Annotated in this window: 1 protein-coding gene (only partly in view); it reads left to right on the forward strand. The window is 63.2% G+C overall.

Going from position 1 to position 22,835, the window contains the following annotated elements:
- Window positions 1-22,835: the 5' portion of an LEPR-XLL domain-containing protein gene (locus tag FFI89_RS07020; protein WP_168212810.1), read on the forward strand. Its footprint extends 4,942 nt past the window's final position; 22,835 of the gene's 27,777 nt are visible here — the first part of the coding sequence; the start codon lies at window positions 1-3; its stop codon lies off the right edge, out of view.

Below are 22,835 nucleotides of genomic sequence, written 5' to 3' on the forward strand. Positions count from 1 at the left end.
GTGCGCGAATTTTTCGCCGGCGACAATCGGCCCCAGAAACCGCGACGGATCGGCGGCGCGGGCGCACCGAAGAAACCGCAACGCCAAAGTTTTACTCTGGAAGCCATCGAGCCACGGCTGCTGCTGTCGGCAGATTTGACGTACGGCGCTCCCGGCAGCATACCGGGCGACATCACCAGTGCGGTGGACGTCGGCAATTACATCAGTTCGCTGACCGCGACGACCTTCGTGCTCAAGGCCGAAGAGAGCGGCGGCAACGCTTTTTGGAACCTCTATGGGACCGGCCTGGATGGCACCGGACCGTTGGCGCTTGCTGCGTCCAAGCAGATTACCTCGGCGCTCGACCTTGATGTGAATATCAAGCGGGACGATTTCGGCGTTAGCAATTCGAAGATCAGCCTGATCGATTTCGTCGGCGATAAGGTGACCGTCGATACCGACAGCCTGTCGGTACTCAACACCAGATTTGCAGGTACGCAGATCAACATCGACTTTAATGGTGGCAAGGACATCGATCTCGGTGCGCTGATCGGCGTCGCGCTACCGCTTTCCCTCGGCAACGATCAGGTGGCGCTCAGCGGCAACGGTGGAACCTTCAGCGGGCATGACTTCACGTTGCACAGTACCTCGGACATCGTGAACGATGCCAGCGGGTTGCAGATTACGGACGCAGGCGGGTCGTTCCAAGTCGTGTCCGACTCGAAGGTCACCATCGACCAAGGCTCGGCAATCACCGCCGCCAACATCACCTTGAAGGCCGATTCCAAGAGCACGGGTGGGTTGTTCCAGGGCTTACTCGCCGACGCGAAAAGCGGAGTTACGCTCGATAATGCGACCCTTACCGCCAGTGGCGGTGCGGTCCAGCTACTGGCCCATTCCGACGCTACCTTCACCGAGAGCGGCGACACATTTTTCAGCAACGGTGCCGCCGGCACCGCTGTGGTCAGCTTCGGCGATGCGCTTGTCGATGTGAAATCCGGTGCGGTTGTCCACGCGAAGGATGTCACCATCGACGCGACGGTAAAGGACGATATTACCGCGAACACCGATTCGGCCACCGCCGCCTTCAAGGCCGTTGTTGTCACTGTGATCGACAACCCCGAAGTAAAGCTCGCGGGAAGCTTCGATCTGACCGGATCCTTCAGTGCTACGGCATCGTCCGACGTCACGATCGTTGCGACGACCGCCCCCAAAGACGGCGGCGCTTCCACCTCTGATGCTGCGGTTGCCGTGTCCGTGGTCAAGAGCGACCCGAAAATCACCGTGACCGGCGGCGCGATCAATGCCGGCGGGTCGGTCCTGATTGCGGCCAACAACAAGGTCGATGTCAATGACGCGGCTGCCGGCGACAAAGGCGGCTCGGACGGCCATGGTGCAGGCGCGAAGGGCGCCGCGGTAGGCGTCACGGTTCTGTGGGGCGACACCTCGGCCGGCATCACCGGCGGGACCGTGCAGGGCGCCGGCGTCACGCTCTCCGCGACCAGTGACCGCACCGCGACAACGCTCGCTGTTGCAACCGGAGGCGGTTCCGACGACGGCGATCCTTCCAATCAGTCCAAGCAGCGTCTCGCCGATCCCAATCCCAACAAGGCCAGCGACGGCAAGTCCGTCGACAAGGCCAAAACCAGCGACGGCGCTCTGCCATTCGCTGCGGGAGTTTCCGTCGGCGTCGTCACTGGCGATACCACTGCATCGATTACCGGCGGCACTGTGATCGCTACCGGCGTGACCGACATCGGCGTCATCGCAAGCGGCAAGCACACCGTGGCCACGACCGCCGACGGATCGAACAAGACCGATAATTCCGGCACGGCGGTCGGCGTTGCGGTAGCGATTCAGGTCGTCGACAGCAATAGTGCGGCCTCGATCGGCGGCACGGCCAGTCTCACGGCCGCGCATGTCAACGTGACGGGCGAGATGCCGACCAGCACGTTCGACGCGAAGGCGACGGCAGGCGCCAGTGGATCCGGCATATCGGTCGCCGGCGCTCTCGCAATCAACGTCGCAACGCTCGACGCGAACGCTTTGGTCAGTTCCGGCCCGGTGGACGTGCATGGTGCTGATGTAGCGCTAACGGCCAGTTCGACGCTGACCAATACCGCCGAGGCCCTCGGCAAGTCGGAGACCAGTGGAAACGTCGGCGTCGGGGCCGCCGTGGCCCTCAACATCGTCAATGACACCACGGTTGCGGCGATCGCCGACGGCGCAAACCTTTTGTCGGCACATGATCTTGGCCTGTCTGCGACCGCGGTCGATACCATCGCTACGACTTCGGAGGCGGGTTCTTCCGGCGGCACCGCGGTTTCGCCGAGTGTCGCGATCACGCTTGCCAATATCAATACCAAGGCATTTGTCGGAACTGGCAGCCCGCTGACCCTAAGCGGCAAGTTGTCCGTTACAGCGATACAAACCGCCAATGTGACAGAGACCAACGCCAAAGCGGATGCGGCTAGTTCTAGCACTGCGGCGATCGGGGCTTCGCTGGCATTGGCGATCATCGACGATTCGGTGACCGCGTCGATCTCGCGCAATGTCAGTGCCGCTGGCGATATCGACGTCAGCGCTATCGGATCCGCTTCGGCCGACACCGAGGCCAGCGCCAGCGCCGCCGGCGCCAAGGACAAAGACCAGAACGCCGCCGACGGCGAAGGCGATGTCAACAAAAAGGGCGATGACCAACTCGCGCTCGGCAACAGCCGCGCGCAAAGCGATAATGGCGGCGACGCCACGAAGGCATCCGGCAAGAGCAACACGCCCGATGCTTCCACCGGCGACAAGGATACCGGCGGTAGCGGCAACTCCAAGGTTCAGGTCGCGGCCGCGGTCGCCTTCGACATGCTCACCACGTCCTCGCAGGCACTGTTCCTTGGTGCCCCGTCGATCACATCTACCGGCGGTAGGGTGTCGCTGAAGAGCTCGGCCAATACCGACGCGAAGAAGACCAAGGCAGACGGCACGGCGACGGACGCTTCGTCGGCTGGCATTGCGGCCGCCGTGGCGATCAACCTCGTGGACATTACCAACAAGGCGTCGACCGGAACGGCGACGGTCGTTGCGCAAACCGGCCTCGACATCGAAGCGACGATGACGAACCTGTCGGGAGACCAGACTCACGAGATCGTCAGCGAAGCCAATTCGGGTGCGACCGGCAACGACAAAGTCAGCGTTGCCGGTGCTCTGGCGCTGAACATCGTTCACAACAACACCGAAGCTTCCGTAAGTGGCGGATCGGTCACGGTGAACGGTGGTCCGATCACAATTAAGGCGATCAATACCGAGGTGGATGACGCCAAAGCCGACTCGGAAGCCGAGGCCGGGAAGGTCGGTGTGGGTGCCTCAGTTGCACTCAATCTGCTGCTGTCGAGCCACACAACCGCGCAGGTCGCCGACGGTGCGAGCTTTACGGGGAGCAATCTTGGTACTGTCGAAGTCAGTTCGGATTCGGAGCGCACGGTAAAGACCAAGGTCGACGGCGGTTCGCAAGGCGAAATTTCGATCACGCCGGCGGTCGCATTGGCGCTCGACTTGGATGATAAGTCGACCGCGCGCATCGGTACCGGCACCGGCTCCCTCTCGGGTAGCGGAACCGTCACGGTCGAGGCCAAACATACGGCGGACTACAATGAAACCGAGGCAAAAGTGGCCGCCGCAGGGAGCAAAGCGGCTATCGGCGCAGGTGTGTCGATCGTAGTCGTCGATGGCTGGGCCACAACCTCGGAAGTGGACCGGGGCGTCACTGGAAGCCAGGTCAGCATTCTTGCTACTTCCGATTTCGAGAGCACGGTTGCGGCCAGCGCCAGCGCCAAGGGCGGCAGCACGACTGACAAGAAGGGCAATGAAAAGACCGACGATCAGCTGCAGAACAACAGCAACACCAGCGGTGCCGGTGCGCCCACCACCAACACGTCACAGAACAGCGGCGCCGATGCTAACGGCCAATCAAGCGGCCAGTCGGGTGCAGGCGGCAGCAGTGTCGGCATCGCGGCGAGCGTCGCAGTGGACGTGGTATCCGTAAGCAATACCGCGGCGATCGGCGACAACACGACGGTTACGGCCACGAGCGGCTTGCTTAAGGTCAGCGCGTCGAACAATGTCGACGCCAAAGCGAAGAGCGACAGCACTGCCATTGACAAGGACGGCAGCGTCAATATTGCCGCGGCGTTCTCGCTCAACTCCATCTCCAACACGAATACCGCGAAGATAGGCGCAGGCGCAATCGCCAGCGGCAACGGCATTACCGTCGAAGCGATTACGCCTGACACGAATGATATCTCATCGCGCGCCCTCTCTGCGGCCGGTAATAAAAGTGGTAATGTCGCCATCGCTGGCGTCGCCGCCATCAATGTCGTGGATTCAGAAACCAGGGCCTACACCGGCGACGGGTCGCATCTGCACGGCGGCGCGGGTGAGGTCGACATCACGGCTCGGCACGACCTGCGCACCCAGGCACTGGCCGCGTCGGCGGGCTTCTCGGGCGGTGGTGCCGGCATCGGCGTCGCCGTGGCGATCAACGTTGTAGGCACGGGTACTGGCGGGTCGCATACGACCGCCAGCATTGGCGATCCCACAGGCAATGGCTCCGCCGCTACCGTCGACGGTACGGGCGCCGTAAACGTCACGGCCCAGCACACCCTTAACCCCCTGGACGTCGACTTCAGTGATCTTCCAAGTGTCATCAGCTCAAAGCTGAGCAGCGTCAGCATTCCGCTGACCTCGATCGCGCTGGCCGCGGGCGGAAGCACGGGCAGCAGCAAGCCGGGCCTCGCCGGATCCGCGAGCATCAACGTGTACGACACCACGACGCAGGCGTTCGTCGACAGCAACGCAACCGTCGGCCAGGGCCTTTCGCACAACGCATCGCTGACAGTGTCGGCTACCGACACGACGACGGTTAAGTCCGCCGCAGGTTCGGCGGGCGTCGGGGTGAGTGGTGCAGGAATTGGGGCTGGCCTGGACCTGTCGATCATCAACAAGGACACCCGTGCCTATATTGGCCAGAGTGCACATGTTACGACGACCGGCTTGACTTCGATAACGGCAACTTCGAGCGAGGACATCCTCTCCATCTCTGCCAATGCCGGTATCGGAGGCAGCGGACCGGGCGTGGCGGCATCTGCTTCGGTGGAGGTGCTCACGACGCAGACGCGTGCCTACATCGACGGCGGAGCGCTGGTTACGCAGGTTGGCAGCGTGAACATCGACGCCAGCGACACCATGAATATGGTGATGGTAGCCGGCTCGATTGGCTTTGGCAGCAGTGTAGGTGCTGGCGCCGCGGTTACGACGCTTGTTCAGAACGATACGGTTGAGGCCTATATCGGCCAGAGCGCGCAGGTCACGGCGTTAGCGGGGCCCATCACCATCAACGCGCATTCTACCGAGACGGAAGCGGCCATCGGCGCCGCAGGCGCTGGCTCCTCGGGAAGCTTCGCGTTTGCCGGCGCCGGCGTGATCAATGTCCTGACCGAGAATACGCGCGCGTTCGTGGACCGGTCGGCTACCGTCAATGCCGCCGGCGACCTTACGGTCCACGCAGACGATCAGACCAAATTCGTGTCGGTGGCAGGCAACCTCGCCGTCTCCGCCGGGTCAGCGGCCGGCGCGGGGGCAGCGGTTGCGGTGGTCAACAAGCACACCGATGCCTTCATCGAGTCCAATGTATCGTCGACCGTCGGCGGCAATATCGACGTAAAGGCGACATCGAAGGAGACGATCACCGCCATCGGCGCCGGCATCTCGGCCAGCGGCAACGTTGCGGTCACCGTCGACGCCGCGGTCGATGTGCTGAACGTCGACACGCGTGCCTTTATCGGCGACGATCCCGACGACGCCAACCCCAGCGCCGGCGCAGGCAATGTCCACGCCAACGGCTCGATCGCGATCGAGGCTGACGAGCGCACCGAGCTTAATGCCATCGTCGGTGTGGTCGGCTTCTCCGGCTCCGCCGCGATTACCGCGGGTGCCGTCGTCACCGTTACCAACAAGCACACCGAAGCCTTCGTCGGCAGCGGGGCCATCGTGTCCGCTTCAGGCAACCAGGCGATTTTTGCTGCGACAGGTCATCTGAACCCTGTGACGTCGAGCGACGGTGGGGCGCAGGGCAAGATCGACACCGGCACCGTCAACGGCTCGCCCAACGCCGACAGCCTCGCGTCGCAAGGCCGGGTAGTGTCGCCGGGTGTCAGCAATGCCAACGCACCGACGGTGGCAGACGACGGCGGAAATGCGCGTCCGAACAACCCGGGGACCAGCAGCAGCATGCTGGGCGGCAAGGTCGTTCTGCAGCCGCTCGCCACCAGCCAGACCGGCGTCTCGATTACCGCGACCAACTATGATCAGATCAATGGCCTGGCGGCGGGCATCGCCGGTGCTGGTTCGGCCGCCGTTGCGCTCAGTGCTGTCGTCAACTCCATTAACGACACGACGACAGCCTCGGTAGCGGCGAACGCGCAAGTCACTGCGAGCGCTGGTGATGTCAACATCAGCGCTGCCAGCGACGTACACCACCTTGCGGTTGCAGCTTCGCTGGCCGTCTCGGGCGGCGGCGCCGTTGCGCCTGCAGTCGATGTTACGGTAATCAGCAACACTACCACTGCGTCAGCCGAGGCAGATTCGGTGGTCACTGCCTCCGCGGGCAACATCGTGGTCGATGCCAACGCGAAGGAAGACATGCTGCTGGTCGGCTTCGGCATCGCCGGCGCCACGGTCGGCATCGGCGGAGCGGTCAGTGTGCTGGTGGTCAACAACACGACCACCGCGAAGATTGCCGGCACGGCCGACGCGTGGGGTAACGTTGTCGTGCATTCAACCGACGATACCGACATCACAATCGTCGACGGCGCGGGCGGCTTCGGACTGGGCGGCGCGGGCGCGTCGGTCGGCGTCATCAGCCTCAGCAAGACGACCGAAGCCTACATTGCGAATACGGCGGCAGATCACGCGATCGTGCATGCGGGTGGCCATGACACCGGCGCGACCGGCATGGTCGGTACGCTGACCGGCGGCGAGAGCGCCAGCGGTTTCGACACAGCGAGCGTCAAGGGCGTGCTCGTCGAGGCGCAATCGCATGAGCAGGTGTTCCATCTCAACGTTGCGGCCGGTGGTGGCTTCATCGGCCTGGCCGGCGGCGTCACGGTCACCACGTTGGCGGGTAACACCCATGCCTATATCGACAACGCCGACGTCAACTGGACGAACAACCTGGGTACCGATGGCGATCAATCGGTGTGGGTGAATGCCGGCGACGAGGCACGCGTAGCCACATTCGCCGGAGGCATCGCCGGCGGTGCCGGGGCGATGGCCGGTGCCGTCGACATCGGCGTGATGCGCAACAACATCAACGCCGAGATCAAGTCGGGAGCCCGCGTCGCGGCCAACCGCGACGTCAAGGTCAACGCCCTGGGTATCAAGGACATCGACAGCATCGCCGCGAGTGGCGCCGGTGGCATCGTCGGCCTCGCCGCGTCGGTTAGCGTGTGGTCGGTGGGGCAGCAACTCAGCAGCAACTACAAAGGCGATGGCGGCGCGCCGTCGAATTCGCTCGAACACGGCGGCAGTACAGCCGACAGCGACGCCACGAAGCAGGGCTCGGATGCGAGTGGCCAACTTGCCAACTCGGTTAGCGGCACCGGGGGAAAGTTCGGCTCGGCCGACGTCAATCCTGGCGGCAACACCGTCCACCTGGCTGCCGGCAATCGCCTGGGCACTGGCTCGAAGGTGACCTACTACGACGGCGGATCGGCAGCCGGCAACCTCAACAACGGGCAGACCTACTTCGTCCGCGACACCGGCGACCACCAGACCTTCAAACTGTACAACAGCTTTGACGACGCCAAGAATGACGTCGGCGCGGTCGACATCACGTCCTCTGGTGGCGCGAACCAGTCCATCGTCGGCAACGTCGGTCTCACCAACGGCAGCACGGATCCGGGCACCGCGTCCAACTCGCAGGACCGCACGTCCGCGATCTCCTATCAAGCGCTCAACGGCACGGGCGGTTTCTCTACCAAAGCACCGAATCAGACCTCGCTGGGAAGCGCGTTGATCGGGCCGACAGTAGGTACTAACGCGGCGATCGGCGGAAGCGCCCAAGTCAACACCGGCACCGGCGACATTACGGTCAATGCCGTTGAGAATCTGCACATGACCACGACGCAGGGCGGCGTCGCAATCGGCGGCCTCGGCATCGGCGCGGGTATCGGTGTTCTCAACATTGCCTCCAACGTATCGGCCACCGCAGGCGGCACGCTATCGGCGGGCGGCGCAATCAACATCCACGCTGACCTTTACGAAAAAGTGAACGAGGTCGCGTTCGCCGCCGCTGGCGGTGTTATCGGCTTGGGTGCCGGCGTCGCGGTGATCAGCGACAGCAGCACGACCACCGCCGGGTTGAGCAATAATGCCGTGGTGCACAAGGCCTCGGCTATCGACATTCATGCCAACGCCAAGCAAGACATCACGGTTCTTTCCGTCGGCGTGACCATCGGAGGTCTGGCCGCTGGCGCGTCATTTACCAAGGTCGACGTGCATAACGACGGCGCCACGGACGTGCTCGCCTTCATCGGCGACAATGTATCGATCGGCCAGGCGGCAGGCGACAGCGTCGGTAGCGTGACCGTGGATGCCGACTCCACCGTGCTTGTCGATGCGCATTCCTTCGGTCTGTCCGGGGGCGGCATCGCGCTCACCGCCAATTTCGCGTTCGTCACTGTTACGCCCGATGTGGTTGCCACGGTCGGCGACGGTGCCACCGGTGCCAACATCACGCTGAATGGCAGCGGCGACCTGAAGGTCTCCTCCTCATCGACCGACAATCTCGACGCCACCGTCACCGGCGTTAGTGTTGGTGGTGTTGCGGCCGGCTTGTCTTACTCCAGTGTCGATGCCAGGCCCCAGGTGCGCTCGAAGGTGGTGAAAGGCAACGTCAAGGCGCGCAACGTCACGGTCGAGACGAGTGCCAACGTCGGGGCGCCGAACGATTATGGATCGTCGGCAATCGCGTTCGCAGGCGCAGGAGGCGTCGCGGCGGCATCAGGTGCGCTTGCGAAGTCGACCAACAGCCCGACGCTCGAGTCCGTGGTCGGTAGCGGTGCGACCATTGCGGGCACCGGCGAAGTCAAGATCACGGCGGAAGGCAATGATCTCGCAGCTGCAAGAGCCAGCGGCGTCGCCATCGGCTTCGCGGGTATCGGCGGCACCTCCGCCGAAGCGCACACCGATGGCGACATCGAAGCCCATCTCGACGGTCAGGTGGTCGGCGTCGGCAACACGGCGGGTGCAACCAACCTCACGGTCCAGGGCAAGTCCAGCGATGCGGCCAATGCGCTTGCCGAGGCGGCGACCGGAGGTATGTATTCGGGCCAGCTGAACGTAACGAACGCAACCAGCAATTCGACCGTCAAGGGTTACATTGCAAGCACCGGCACGATCAAGGTCAGCTCGAACCTCGACGTCGAGGCCTTGTCTCATCCCGAAGCGGATGCGCTGACCAAGGGAACCACCATCGGCGGCATCAGCGTTGGCGGTTCGCAAGCGACCACCCAGGTGGTCCCGATTGTCACCGCCTATGCAATGGCGGGCTCCATCGACGCGGGCGGCAGCATTACCGTCCACGCGGAAGCGACGCCACAGGGTCAGCCGCAGCCGACCTACAACGTGGTATCGGGCAGCGACAGCAACAACAGCGTCGAAGTCGACAATCATGGCCTGCAGGCGGGCGACGCGGTCGTCTTCAGTGGCCCGAGCCAGTCCGGCCTTACTCAGGATCGCGAATACAGCGTCCTGCCGACGGATACCAACGACCTGTCGTTCGGTTCCCAGTTCAGTGGGACCTCGGCCAATGTCAACGTGGACACGGACACGATCAAGTTCGACGCCCCGCACCACTTCGTCACGGGCGACAGGGTGCAATACATCACCGCGGGCGGCACGCAGATCGGCGGCCTGACCAGCGGCAACCTGTATTGGGTGAAGGTGGTCGACGGCACGTCGATCAAGCTGACTACCTACGACCCGACGGTCACCGACCCGTTAAAGAACTTCACTCCGTCTGGATCGACCATCACGGTCGGCGGCACCAATTACGCTACCGATCTGCCGGTGACCTATCACGCGCCCGCCGCAATGACCTTCTCAAACCAGCAGGTCGACGTCAATGACACCACCAATAGCGGTGTCGCGGAGCTCAACAACAACGTCAACGCCAACAACATCGAGTTCGTCGATACCTCGGGCATCGTGGGCAGCGACGGCAATCCGATCGCCTCCGGCTTCAACAATACCGACCTTGTCGTCTACCACGTGACCAACGGGTTCGCCGTCGGCGGCTTGAAGGACGGTACGACCTATCGCGTCTCGGGCGCAGGTGGCACGAATAACAGCATTGTGCAGCTTGATGCCTACGTCAAAGACCTCGGCGTCACCTTCCACAAGAGCGGCGACAACAATGTCAGCGACACGATCACGCGCGCATCGGGTAGCTGGCGTGATGCGGGCTTCGCGATCGGGCAGCAGATCAGCGTCTCCGGAGCCGGCGTCAACGACACCACCTACACGCTCGTCGATGTCAACGACAGCACGCTGACGCTCAGCGTCAAGAATAGCGTCACGGGCGGTGATTTTACAAAGACCATCGAAAGCAACGCGATCGCGCTTGTGCCGACCAAGGCGCAGACGCTGGCGCTGACCTTCATCAACGACGGTGCTGGCAACAACCTCGACCAGATCCAGCGCAGCTCGGGCAGCTTCCTGGCCGACGGCTACCAGGTCGGGCAGACGGTTTCGCTGAGCGGCGGTTCCAGCGCCACCGACAAGGCGACCAATAACGGCAGCTTCACGATCAGTGCCATCTCGGCGGACGGGAAAACCCTCACGCTCAAAGACACCGACAATGTCGTCACTGCCGGTGTGTTCACCAAGTCGATTGCTGCCGACAAGGGTGCGGTGCACAGCCTTATCAAGCTCGGCGACCTGCCGATGCAATATTCCTCCGATGGCGTCCACTTCTTCAATGCCGACGGACGCACCTTCTATGTCATCAATCCGGATGGCAACGATACCTTCCAGCTCGCGCTGACGCCGGGCGGCCCTGCGCTGACCCTCGTGGGCCCGGACTCGCCGAGCGGCAACCACAAGATCGGGCCAGAAAGCGTCGACATTTTGAGCCCGGCCACTGGCAACCAGTGGATTCGCATGGACATCACGGGCAACGTCACCGGGGCGACCCTCACGGGTCCGGGCGGCGTACCGCTTTCGGTGTTGTCGCCGCCGATCGGCGACGGCGCTTCGTCCGCGGTGGCTCGGGGTTCCGGCGGCGGCTTTATTGGCATCAACATCAATGACGGCACGATCACCGATAGCCCAACCGTCAATGCCTACATGCAGGCGGGCCTCGCGCAGGCCAAGTTTGACGTGTCGATTACGACCAATTCCGTCACGAATGCCACCGCCAGCGGCGCCAACGGCACCGGCGGGTTGGTCGGCGTCGGCGGTTCCTCCGCTACCAGCGACGCGACGAACAAGAGTGAAGCCTGGGTGGAAGCTGGCACGCGCATAATTGCCGGCGGCAACTTCAACTTGACGGCTAATCTGTTCACCGGCGCGTCGGCCGCGGCGCGGTCCACGACTGGCGGCGCCGTCGGTGTCGCCATCACGCACACCCATTCCACCGTGGACAACACCACTACCGCAAAGCTGAAAAACGGCGCGGACGTTCTGGCGGGCAACACGGCGATTGTCACAGCGACGACAGGCACGGCGCAGTCGACCAATTCCGGTTCGACCGGCATCGGCATCGGCGGCGATGGAAACGCCTACGCGACCTCGAACTCGACCGATAATACGACTGTCGACTTCGGCACCGCCGCGGCCCTGACCGCGCGCGCGATCGAGGCCGCGGCAACGGTCCCGTGGATGGACGTGGAGGCCCGGGCGCGCGGCGACGGCGGCGGTCTTGTTGCGGTGGGCACTGGTTCGTCGACCGTGAACCTCAACGCCCAGAACAACGTCAATCTGCACGCTAACGCCGCGCTCACGGGCTATGAAGGTGTCGATCTCATTGCGCGCTACTACAATCCCGACCCGGCGTCGGCGCCCGACCATCAGGCCGTTACTTCGATTTCCGATGCTTTCGGTCGTGCCACCGGCCTGTTCGGCTATGTCGACGGCTCGGCCGGCAATACCACGACGCTGGCATCGACCATTCTTGGCGAGCTTCACTCGCTGGTCACGGCCGGCCCGCGCGATCCCAACGATCCAGCGCTCCAGGACGTATCAGGCTATAATCACTTGGCGCTCTATTCGGATACGAAGAACGGCAAAGTCAACTTTGTCGACAATGGCCACGTGTCGCGCCGTTCGCTCGCCGCCGGCGGCAGCAGCGAAAGTCCCAACGTCAATACCGCCACCCTGAAGATCGACTTCAGTTCCGATGTGGTGATCTTCTCGGGCCGTTCGCCCGAGCTCGTCGTCAGCGCCGGCGGCACTATTGAGAAGGCGGTCAATATCGGCGTCAACGGCGTGTTCGAGCCTGGGTTTGGAACCAGCGCCGTGTCGGGCGGCGTGATCTCGGTGGACAATATCGTCAACGACGATCCGGGCGAGGTCTACTTCGACTCGCCGACCATCGCCGGCGGCAACGGCTTGCCGGGCGCTGGCAGCGGCACCTGGGAATTCCGCGATTCGTACCAGCAGGTGCTCATCACCAACAAATCGGGTTTCGACCTCAAGATTCACAATATCGACGTACTCAATCGCGGTCCCAGCCATCCGATCGTGAATTTGATCCCCAATGCGCCAACGCTGAGCTTCAACCTCAAGCGCACGGTTGCACCCACGCGCATCGAAATCGAGGACTTTGGCGCGGCCAACGACGTTCTGCTCGACGGATTGATCGAGAACCCGATCGGCACCACCATCATTCGGAATGCCAACGGCAACGTGCGTGCGACCAAGGCGCGCGACCTCACCAGCCTTGATCCGAACGCCTCGCTGGTGCGCACTAACATCGTCGACATCGAGTCGGCCAACGCCAGCGTCGGTGCAGCAGGTCGAATCAACATCGACCAGGTCGAGGCTGCGAATCTGCCGGGTGCGACCAGCTTCCTTACCGCGCGCGTCGCGAGCGACGGCTCAATCTTCCTCGGCCGGAATCAGTTCTTCGGCGGGGAACTGGTGCAATATCACACCAGCGGTACGGCAATCGGCGGGTTGACGGATGGTCAATATTACGTCGTCATCACCTCGCCGGGTGATCTTTCGATCAAGCTCGCGGCGCTTTCCAATCCGACACAGGCGCTTACGCTGGACCCGAGCGCCTCGGGATTGACTACCGGTCACTCGCTCACGCCTGCGCAACGCTTCACCATCAAGGCGGCGGGCGATGCGTATCTCGACGTGCTCGGACGACTGCGCAACGCCGCGATCACCGACTACCACGTCCATATTGACGCCGTGGTCACAGGCGGGACCGCCGACATCATCATGCAGCCCAGCGTCGAGGAAACCGGCGTCGCGAACAGCGGCGGCGTCGAGGTGCGTTACGCCGCGCATCCAGATCCGAACGGCGAGTTGCACAATACGTTCTTCAACCAGCCTGACGGCTCGCCCGTGCCGTTGAACATAGGTGCGTTCGCCACACTCGCCCCCAACAACACAATCAACAGCACCTTCGACGTTCGCGCGCTCGATTCGAACGGTAAGCCGTGGCTGCCCGGTATCGACTCGAAAAGCAACATCATCCTCACGGCGGCACAGCCAACCGCTGGCAGCGGCAAGATCATCAACATCAAGGCGATCACCGAGATCGAGGGCACCGGCTTCCTGGCCGGACCTGCCGACAACCATCATGTCGACATGCTGACCAACGGCTGGATCGACGAGGCCGAGAAGACCGGCGACCTGCGGGTCGGCCGCATCATGTCCACTGCGAACGACGTCACGCTGCACTCGCCGCGCAGCATCATCGACGCCCGCAATGACGGCATAGGCTTCGAAGCAGACGTCACCGGCGTTAACATCACCATGACCGCTGGCGACAATGGCATCACCGGCGACCCGTTGCAGGACAAGTCCGGCACCGGCGGAATCGGAACGCCCGACAATTTCCTCGAGATCAACGTTGACGAACTCTACGGAACGGGCGCGAGCCTTGGCGTCCTCACCGCCAACGACATCGCGGTGGCAAGCAAGTTTAATACGCAGGGCATCTTCATCACCGAAGTGGTGCGCGGCCTCGAGTCGTTGAGCTTGTTGGGCTCGGCTGGTCCAAACCACACCGACAGTTTCGGCCACGAGATCGACGATCTCGAAGTCGGCATGGTCCAGACCAAGGGTAACGTCTCCCTGGCGACTGACCCGGGCTCGATTGTTGACGCGCGCAATGGTGGCGTCGGTGGCGACACCGCCAACATCATCGGGAACACGATCAACCTGTTTGCCGAAGGCGGCAATATCGGCGACGCCAGCGGCGGCAACGATCTGGAGATTGATTCACAGGCTTATGGGTACGGCACCATCGGCGCCCGTGCGACCGGCAGCATCGATCTCGCCGAGGCGCTGCCGACCACGGCTGTGGGTGTGTTCAACAGCCGTGACGCGCAGGTGGTATTGCTGCAGTCGCTCGGCATTGCCGGCGGCGATGGTGTCGGCGGTGACATCCGCTTTACCGTGCGCGAAAGCGGCGCGGTGCCGCTGTTCGGTCCGGACGGCGTCACGGTTACGGCGTTTGGCGAAGACTTGAACCTGCTCGGCGGCGGTTCGGTGCTGTTCCTTGAAAATGCGCCGGAACCCGTGGTCCATGGCCTGATCAACGCGGCCAACGGCTCAATCCTGCTTCGCGTGGCCGATGACGTGAACACGGACCCGAATTCGCAGATCCTCGCCTACAGGAACATCGACATCTACGGCGACTTCCGCCGGGTCAACGAACTGTCCAGCGGCATTGCGGTCACCGACGTCGGCGACGCGGGCTTCGGTACCGTCATGCACCTGCATGGCGTCATCGCGCACGGGCCCACGGCAAGCGGTTTCCTCACGCGTGTCTTCGGCAACGGCGATGCCGACCAGATATTCTTCGACCAGACTTGGCTCGGCGGCCAAAGCGGCAGCCCCAGCGCCAGCGGTGCGATCCCCGGCGGTACGGCGCAGGTCATTCCAACCGGTAGTCTCGGTCCTGTCCGCCTGATGTCTGACTATTCCGGCGGCGCTACGCGGGCCTTCGGCAGCAACCTGCCGACACCGACCGCGCCAGCCGTCACTGCGGCCGTGAAATTCACGGCGGATGTCAACGGCGACACGATTTCGCGTACCGATGGCGGAGACTTTATCGCGGACGGATTTGCGATTGGCGACGTCATTGCGGTCGATTCAGGTGTTGCCGGCGATCCCAACAGCGGCACCTTTACGGTGACGGGCGTCACCGCCACCGTGCTGACCTTGAGTTCGGCGAAAGTCGTCATGACGACGACGAGCGCGACTTCTGTGAAGATCAAGAACACCACCAAGAACCCGTTTGCGCCCACGGGCGATGGCGAGGACTTCTTCGTCGTCAATCAACTGCAGTCGATGACGTACGTGCAGACCAGCGCAGCGACATCCTCGAGCGATACGCTCACCCTCGACGGCCAGTCCGGGACCGACACCTACGTCGTTAACACGACCGGTACGCAGGGAGACGTGCGCAACTACGTCATCAACGTGCTCGACACAGGCGGGCCGAACGACGGCGTCAACAACCTCTCGGTCTACGGTCAGGACAACAGCAGTCCGGACTTCAATGGCGCCGGCGCCAAGTTCGATGACATCTTCCTGTTGCGTCGTACCACAGGCATCGCCAACGAGACGGGCAACCGTCCGGGGCTGTATGCCGACGATTCGGCGTTTGTCGCCGTGCTCGACTTTGATCCGACCCTGAGCACTTCGGCGCTGGCGCAGGCGCAGGCCTCCGATCCGAACAACAGCGCGTCGCTGCGATCGCAGTCGGTGCAGCGCATCAATTACGACAGCTCGATCAACGGCCGGCTGATGGTATTCGGCCAGGGTGGTAACGATTACTTCGCGGTCGACGACAATGCGGCCATCACCACGCTGGACGGCGGCGCGGGCAACGATACATTCCAGATCGGCCAGGTCTACGGGTTGCAACGTGACGGCAGTGCGCACCAGCAGGCGCCGCTTGGCAACACGTTCGGCGGCTCGGTGGTCACGCCGTTCGATCAATTCCCGCAATTGTCCAATTCACTTACGCCACAAAGTATTTACGGCACGGTAGCCACCACGCGTGGCTGGCTGAGCGCAGGTGCGACTTCGCCACTGGTCGCCGAGGGCGGCAGCGGCGACGACACGTTCTCGGTCTACAGCAACCAGGCCGTGCTGCGGCTCGAAGGCGACGACGGAAACGATTTGTTTACAGTACGCGCGTTCGCTCTGGCCCAAACCGACCCGGTGACCGGCGATATCGTCTGGCTCGACCCGGTTCAGGAGATCGCCCAGCCCAAATTGACAAAGGGCTTCTCGACCGCGGCCGAGACCGCCATCCGCACCGGCGCCGGCAACAACCAGGTCGAGTACAACATCAACGCACCGGTGTCGGTGGATGGCGGCTCGGGCTTCGACAAGCTGGTAGTGCTCGGCACCGAATTCGCCGACCACATCGTCGTGACCGACAAGGGTGTGTTCGGCGCCGGATTGACCGTCACCTACAAGAATATCGAGGTGCTCGAGATCGATGCCCTCGAAGGCGACGATACCATTGACGTGCTGAGCACAGCGCCCGGCATGGCCGTACGTGTGATCGGCGGATTGGGCAATGACGCGATCAACGTCGCGGGCGATGTGGCCGGCGATGTGGTGTCGCGCGACATCAATGGCACCAGCAGCACGATCAACCATCGCATCACGACCGATGACCCCAGCTACAAGACGCTGGTCGCCGATGGCATCTCGCTCAGCGTCGCGCGGCCGACGCAAGGGCAGGTCATCATCGATGAGAACCTGCCTGGCGACCAAAGCCCGGGCTTCACCGACGTGACCGAGGCCCCGGTTCCGCTCGACGACATCTATGGCATTTACCTGGCGCACGCGCCCGCGGCGGGCACGTTCGTTTACGTCACCGTATCGGCCGCGATGAATCCGGAAGAGGAGCACATCCTCAATACCGGCGTGCTGAAATCGGGCGACATCCTGGACACACTGGGCCTCGGCGACAGCATCCTGCTGGCAACCGGCAATGTCGGCCCCGGCCTGCTGCCGGCCGCAGCCTATGATCGCACCGTGATCCTCAATGGCACGCCGGTCTTCGTGCCGGCACGCGCCGTTGTCGTGGTATTTGACAGCAACAACTGGGACAAGGGTATCGTCAAGGATGCTCTCCACCCGTTCGCGGGTGAGCAGTACATCCACGTTGCAGCTGTCGACGACGCGCTGGCCGAAGGCGACCGCACGGTCACGATCAGCCATACTGTGCTGAGCACCGATCCGACATTCGACCATGCTATCGTGCGCAACGTCGAGGTGACCGTGCACGACAACGACCAGCCGGCAGTCGTGGTGACCCAGCTCGATGCGACGACACCGGTCAACTTCGGCCTCTATCCGAAGTATGGCCGCGCCGTCGACGATGTCTCGAAGGTGCTCGAGGGCACGGCCGCTACCTCCGTGGACGACTACTTCGCCGTCGAACTGGCGACCCAGCCGACCGGCACTGTTCGCGTCGCAGTGAGCCCGCAGGATAATCGCGTCGAGCTGAGTTCGAGCGATCCGCGGTTCCACCGCGTTAGTGGCCCGCTGCCGGACGGTGCGGCAGGCGTCTACTTCGTGACCTTCGACGCAAGCAACTGGAACACCCCGGTCATCGTCACGGAACACGCGGTGCAGCGCGGATCGGTCGAGGATCCGCACGACACGTCGATCGTGACCGCGGTAGATGGTTCGAATACGCCGCAGGTAGACGCGGATACGCACCTCGCGATCGCGCTCACCAGCGATATCGCCTACCAGCGCGCCGCGTCGGAGCAGAGCTTCAGCAACATCACCTTCGCGCAGGCCCTGCCGGGCGGCCCGGGCGACACAATCACTCGGGCGGCCGGCAGCTGGATCGCCGATGGCTTTATCGCCGGGCAGAACATCATCATCTCCGGCACGACCACGAGCCTGAACGGCCTCAATAATAATGCCCTGTTCGTGATCAAGTCAGTCACTGCGAATGTCTTGACGCTAACCACGCGCTTCACGGTCATCGCGGCTGTTGAGCCGACCGTAAAGATGCGTATCAACGGCTCGGGGATCAGCCAGACCATCGACGCGCAGGTCTTCGACGACGGCGAGCCGGGCGTCTTCACGCTCGAGAGCGGCGGCAGCACGCTGGTCAGCGCCGGTACGGCTTCGGCCGGGCCGGGTGCCCCGGATACGTACACCATGCGCCTGACCAAGGCGCCGGAGTCTACCGTCAATATCGACGTCATCACCGACGGCCAGACCGACATCAACCAGAACAGTGGTCAGATCACGCTCCAGCAGACCGGATTCGTGCAGACGCTCACGCTGTCCAACAAGATCAACATCAAACTCGATCCAATTAGCCCGACCAACTGGACAATCACCCGCGCGCCCGGCTCCGAGCTCGGCAGCTGGATCGCCGACGGCTTCATGCCCGGACAGACCATCACGATCCAGGGCACCGGCGTGGCCGGCGTCGACGGCACCTATCTGATCGATTCCGCCAAAGGCTCGGTGACCGACCAGGTTATCAAGCTGACCAATGCGGGGGGCGCAGCTCTGCCCACCGTGCAGAACACGTTCAACTCCGACTCCGGAAAGACGATCACCGTCAACCTCATCAAGTCCAACGGCGTGTACAACAATGGTATCGTCGTATCCACGGTTGCCGACAAACCGTTCCTGATGTTCAGCGGTAACGTTACGGCAACCGGCACGACGATCACGCGTACCGACATCGGCAGCTTTGTGAACGACAATTTCGCGGCGGGCGAAATCATTCGTATCCAGAAATCAGACGGCTCTACGCTTGGTGACTTCACAATCGCTGCGGGCGGCGTCACCGGCTCGACGCTGACGCTCACGACGTCAACAGGACTCAGTGGAGTGCTGCTCAAGGGCGCCAGCATCAGCAAGATGCTCGATACGCTGCGCCGCACCGACGGCACCAGCTGGCTGGATAGCGGCTTCTTCGAGGGCCAGCTGATACAGATCACTGGTCCAGGCGGCACCTTCATCGAGAAGATCGACCTGATCACAGGCTCCGATCCGGGCAAGCTCGACGTTATGGTGCTCACCGACCATCCGGCGAGCGCAGGGCCCGTTCCTTACAGCGGTCGTCTGCCTGGTATGCCGGGCGTCGCGAGCGCGCCTTTCAGCGTGTCTGTGGTCCAGATGGCGGCCCGGGTCGAATTCGACCCGACCGGCGTCGGCCTCTATCCTTGGTACACCCAGGCGACGATCTCCGTCATTGCAGATCCGTATTTCGACATTCAGCCCGGACACGAAAACCTGCGTGCGTTCCCGAAGTCCTCGCACACGCTCAGCGGTATCAGGGGCCCGCTCGCCGTGGAGGGTGGCACCACCAGTGCCGACCGGTCGCTGGTCGCTGCCGTCATGCTGCCGGGCGAGGCCAATGGTCCGTTCTTCAACATTCCGCCGCAGCCGCCGGAGACGCAATCCATCGACGTGCTCAACGTTTACAGCGACGGCACACAGGGAAGCACCACCGGTACGCTCACGTCCACGGCCCTTACAGGCCTGAACATGAATGCGGCAGGGCTCGACTTCACCGCCGAACTCGGCGGCGCCCATCCGTTCGGCGAGAGCGGCAAGTACCCCGGCGGCATCAGCTACGGCTCCATCGTGCTGGTGCAGGATCCGGCGTTCCCGAATGATCCGAGCAAGCAGGTCTTCAGCACCGATGGCAGCCACTCGACGCTTGAGGTGGTGAATATCTTCCTCGGCCAGGGCAACGATCACCTCGACATCAACAGCACGCTGATCCCGGGTCCGGACCACAACGCCGACGGCACGCTCGGCCTGGTATCCGAACACGGCGGCCTGACCACCGTGCATGGCGGCGGCAATGCGCCAATACAGCTGATCGCCAATGATCCCGCTGGCAACGCGTTCGACACTTTCACGGGCCCCGAGGCCGGCACCTTCCAGCTGGCGCGTACCGATGGCCTGATGTGGGTCAATGACGGCTTTGCGGTTGGCCAGCAGGTGCTGCTCACCGAGGGCGGCATCGTCGGGTCTTACACGATCATCGCGATCGGGAATCCCACGAATGCGCAGGAATCGAACGCGTCCCACAAGCCTGGCAGCGTCCTGACGCTGCTCCCGGCGGCGACCGGTGCGCCGCCGTTGGTGAACGGCGCCACGAACCAGCTGGGTGCGATTTCGGTGACCGATCAGCTTGCCGTCGTCAGCGGCCAGACTCTCGGCAGCCTGACCCCGGGCAAGTTCGACGTCACGGGCGCCACGGAGCTGAACCGCATCGTCCGCAAGGACGGACTGTCTTGGGCTAACCTCGGGTTTGCGGTCGGACAACAAGTCGCTTTCGCGTTTGGCGACGTCCTCGGTGGCACCGCGCTTGTCGGCACGCGCACCGTGCTCGGCTTCGACAATACGACGGCGACAACCGGGTTCGGCAGCGTACTGATCCTGAGCGGTGCGCCGCTCGCGGCTTCGACGAATACTGCAGGTACGGTGGCGGTGAGCAGTCGCAACCTCGACTCGTCGAACACATTCGCCGTTACCAAGACGACGGTCACCCGCAGCGATGGTGGCAACTGGATCGCCGATGGCTTCGTGAAGGGCCAGGCCGTGGCGATCGGCGGCCAGCCGGGATACTGGCTGGTTTCGGCTGACCCAACGGCAACGACGCTGACCTTGCAGGGAGGCGATCTCACGAAGTTGCCAGCCGTGCAGAAACTGGCGATCGTCCGAATCGGCGGCGACACGATAAACGTCAACGGCAGCAGCGAAGTTGTGACCGGAAGCTTCACTGTGGGCGCACCCATGGCCGGCGATCCGGCTGGCACCGCAGACCGCCTGACCCGCAGCGACGGCACCTGGAACGGCAGCAATGCCGGCGACAGCGCCTTCGCCGTCGGACAGCAGGTCGCGATCAGCGGCGTGTGGAGCTTCGCGGGGATCACCTTTGCGCGCGCCGCGGCCGGCGACACCATCAGCCGCGCCAGCGGCAGCTGGGTCGACGACGGATTCGCCGCCGGTCAGTCGATCCTGATTTCCGGCGCCTCAATCGGCAACGGCAGTCTGACCAACAATGGCAGCTTCACCATCGCAAGCGTTAGCGCGTCGACGCTAACGCTGACCGCCGCCAACACGGTGGTGCCCGAAGGGCCGGAGCCGATCACGATCGGGTTGAACGGCCAGTTCCTGGTGACCGGCTTCTCGCCGGACGGCAAGACGTTGCTGCTTAAAGGCGCAGTGCTGCCGCGCCAAGGCGCCGTGTCGCTAACCGTCAACGTCGATGCGCCGCTGGTGGTCTACGGCGATACGTCGCAGGACGGCGTCTGGTACAACGGCGTCTCCACGCAGCAGTCGCTCGGCAAGTTTGCCAGCAAGCCGCAGCCGCACATGGACAGTGTGGATTTCACCCTGGCCACGCCTTCGGTCGGGCAGACCAATCCAAGCGCGACGCCGACCGGCGGCGTGCAGATAAGCGCGCCGTACACCGACTTCAACACGATTTCGGACACGCCCGACAGGTTCGGCAACCTCAAGCGAACCGACGGTGGCTCGTGGATTACCGCTGGCTTCAAGGTCAACGGCCTCGTGACGATCGGTGGTGTCGCGGTGGGCACCGTAAACAGCCTGACCGCCGACACACTGAAGCTAAATAATCTGCTGCCAGGCTACGCGGCAGCGGGCGCGAGCAGCACGGCAGAGGTGAAGGAATGGAACTCCGCTTCGATCAAGCTTGCTTCCGGCGAGTACGATCCGGGCTTCGTGCCCGAAGGCCTGATCACCATTGGCAAGAATTACTCGGTGGTCTTTGCCCGCGATAGCGGCGGCGATACGATTACGCGTTCCGATGGCGGTAGCTGGATCGCCGACAAATTCGCGGTTGGCCAGACGATCTCGATCTCCGGCACCACGTATAATGACGCCGGTGGGGGCCCGAACTACGCCATCACGGGCGTCAGCCTTGATGGAAAGACACTGACTTTGGCGGCGGTTGAGCAGTTGATCCCGACCGCGCAGGGAGCCACGGAAACGGCGCGTATCAGTGTTGACATGGGCACGATCGCCGTGATCGGAACCCAGGTGAAGATCTCGTTCTCCAGTGTAGGCGGGAACAATGTAACGCGCACCGACGGCGGCAGCTGGGCAGCGGACGGCTACCTGGTCGGCCAGACGATCGCGATCTATGGCACCGGCCCGAATGGGGTCGGAACGAACAACCAGGTCTACAAGATCCTCGCGATCAACGGTGGTGGCGCCACGATCACCGTCGACAAGGCTGTGACGACCGAAGCGTCTGAATTCGCCATTATCAACGGCGGAGCGGCCAAGCGCGATACGCTTTATCTTGCGAACCTGCAGCCGGGCTTGCTGGCACTGCTCAATGGCAGCCCGTCTCAGACGCTCAACAACACGATCGTCGAGCGCAATCGCCTTGGTCAGAACACGGACTTCTTCGTATTCCCGCTGGCGGCCCAGTACCTGTTCGACGGCAACGACGTCATCGACGCACACAGTTTGTTTGCCGGCATCCCCGACGGGCAACTGCCGACCGTGGGCATCACAGCGTACGGTGGCAAGGGCGACGATACGATCTTTGGCAGCGCGGCGAGCGATTTCCTGGCCGG

Origin of the sequence: Bradyrhizobium sp. KBS0727 (assembly GCF_005937885.2) — a bacterium.
In the GTDB taxonomy this organism is placed as follows: Bacteria; Pseudomonadota; Alphaproteobacteria; order Rhizobiales; family Xanthobacteraceae; genus Bradyrhizobium.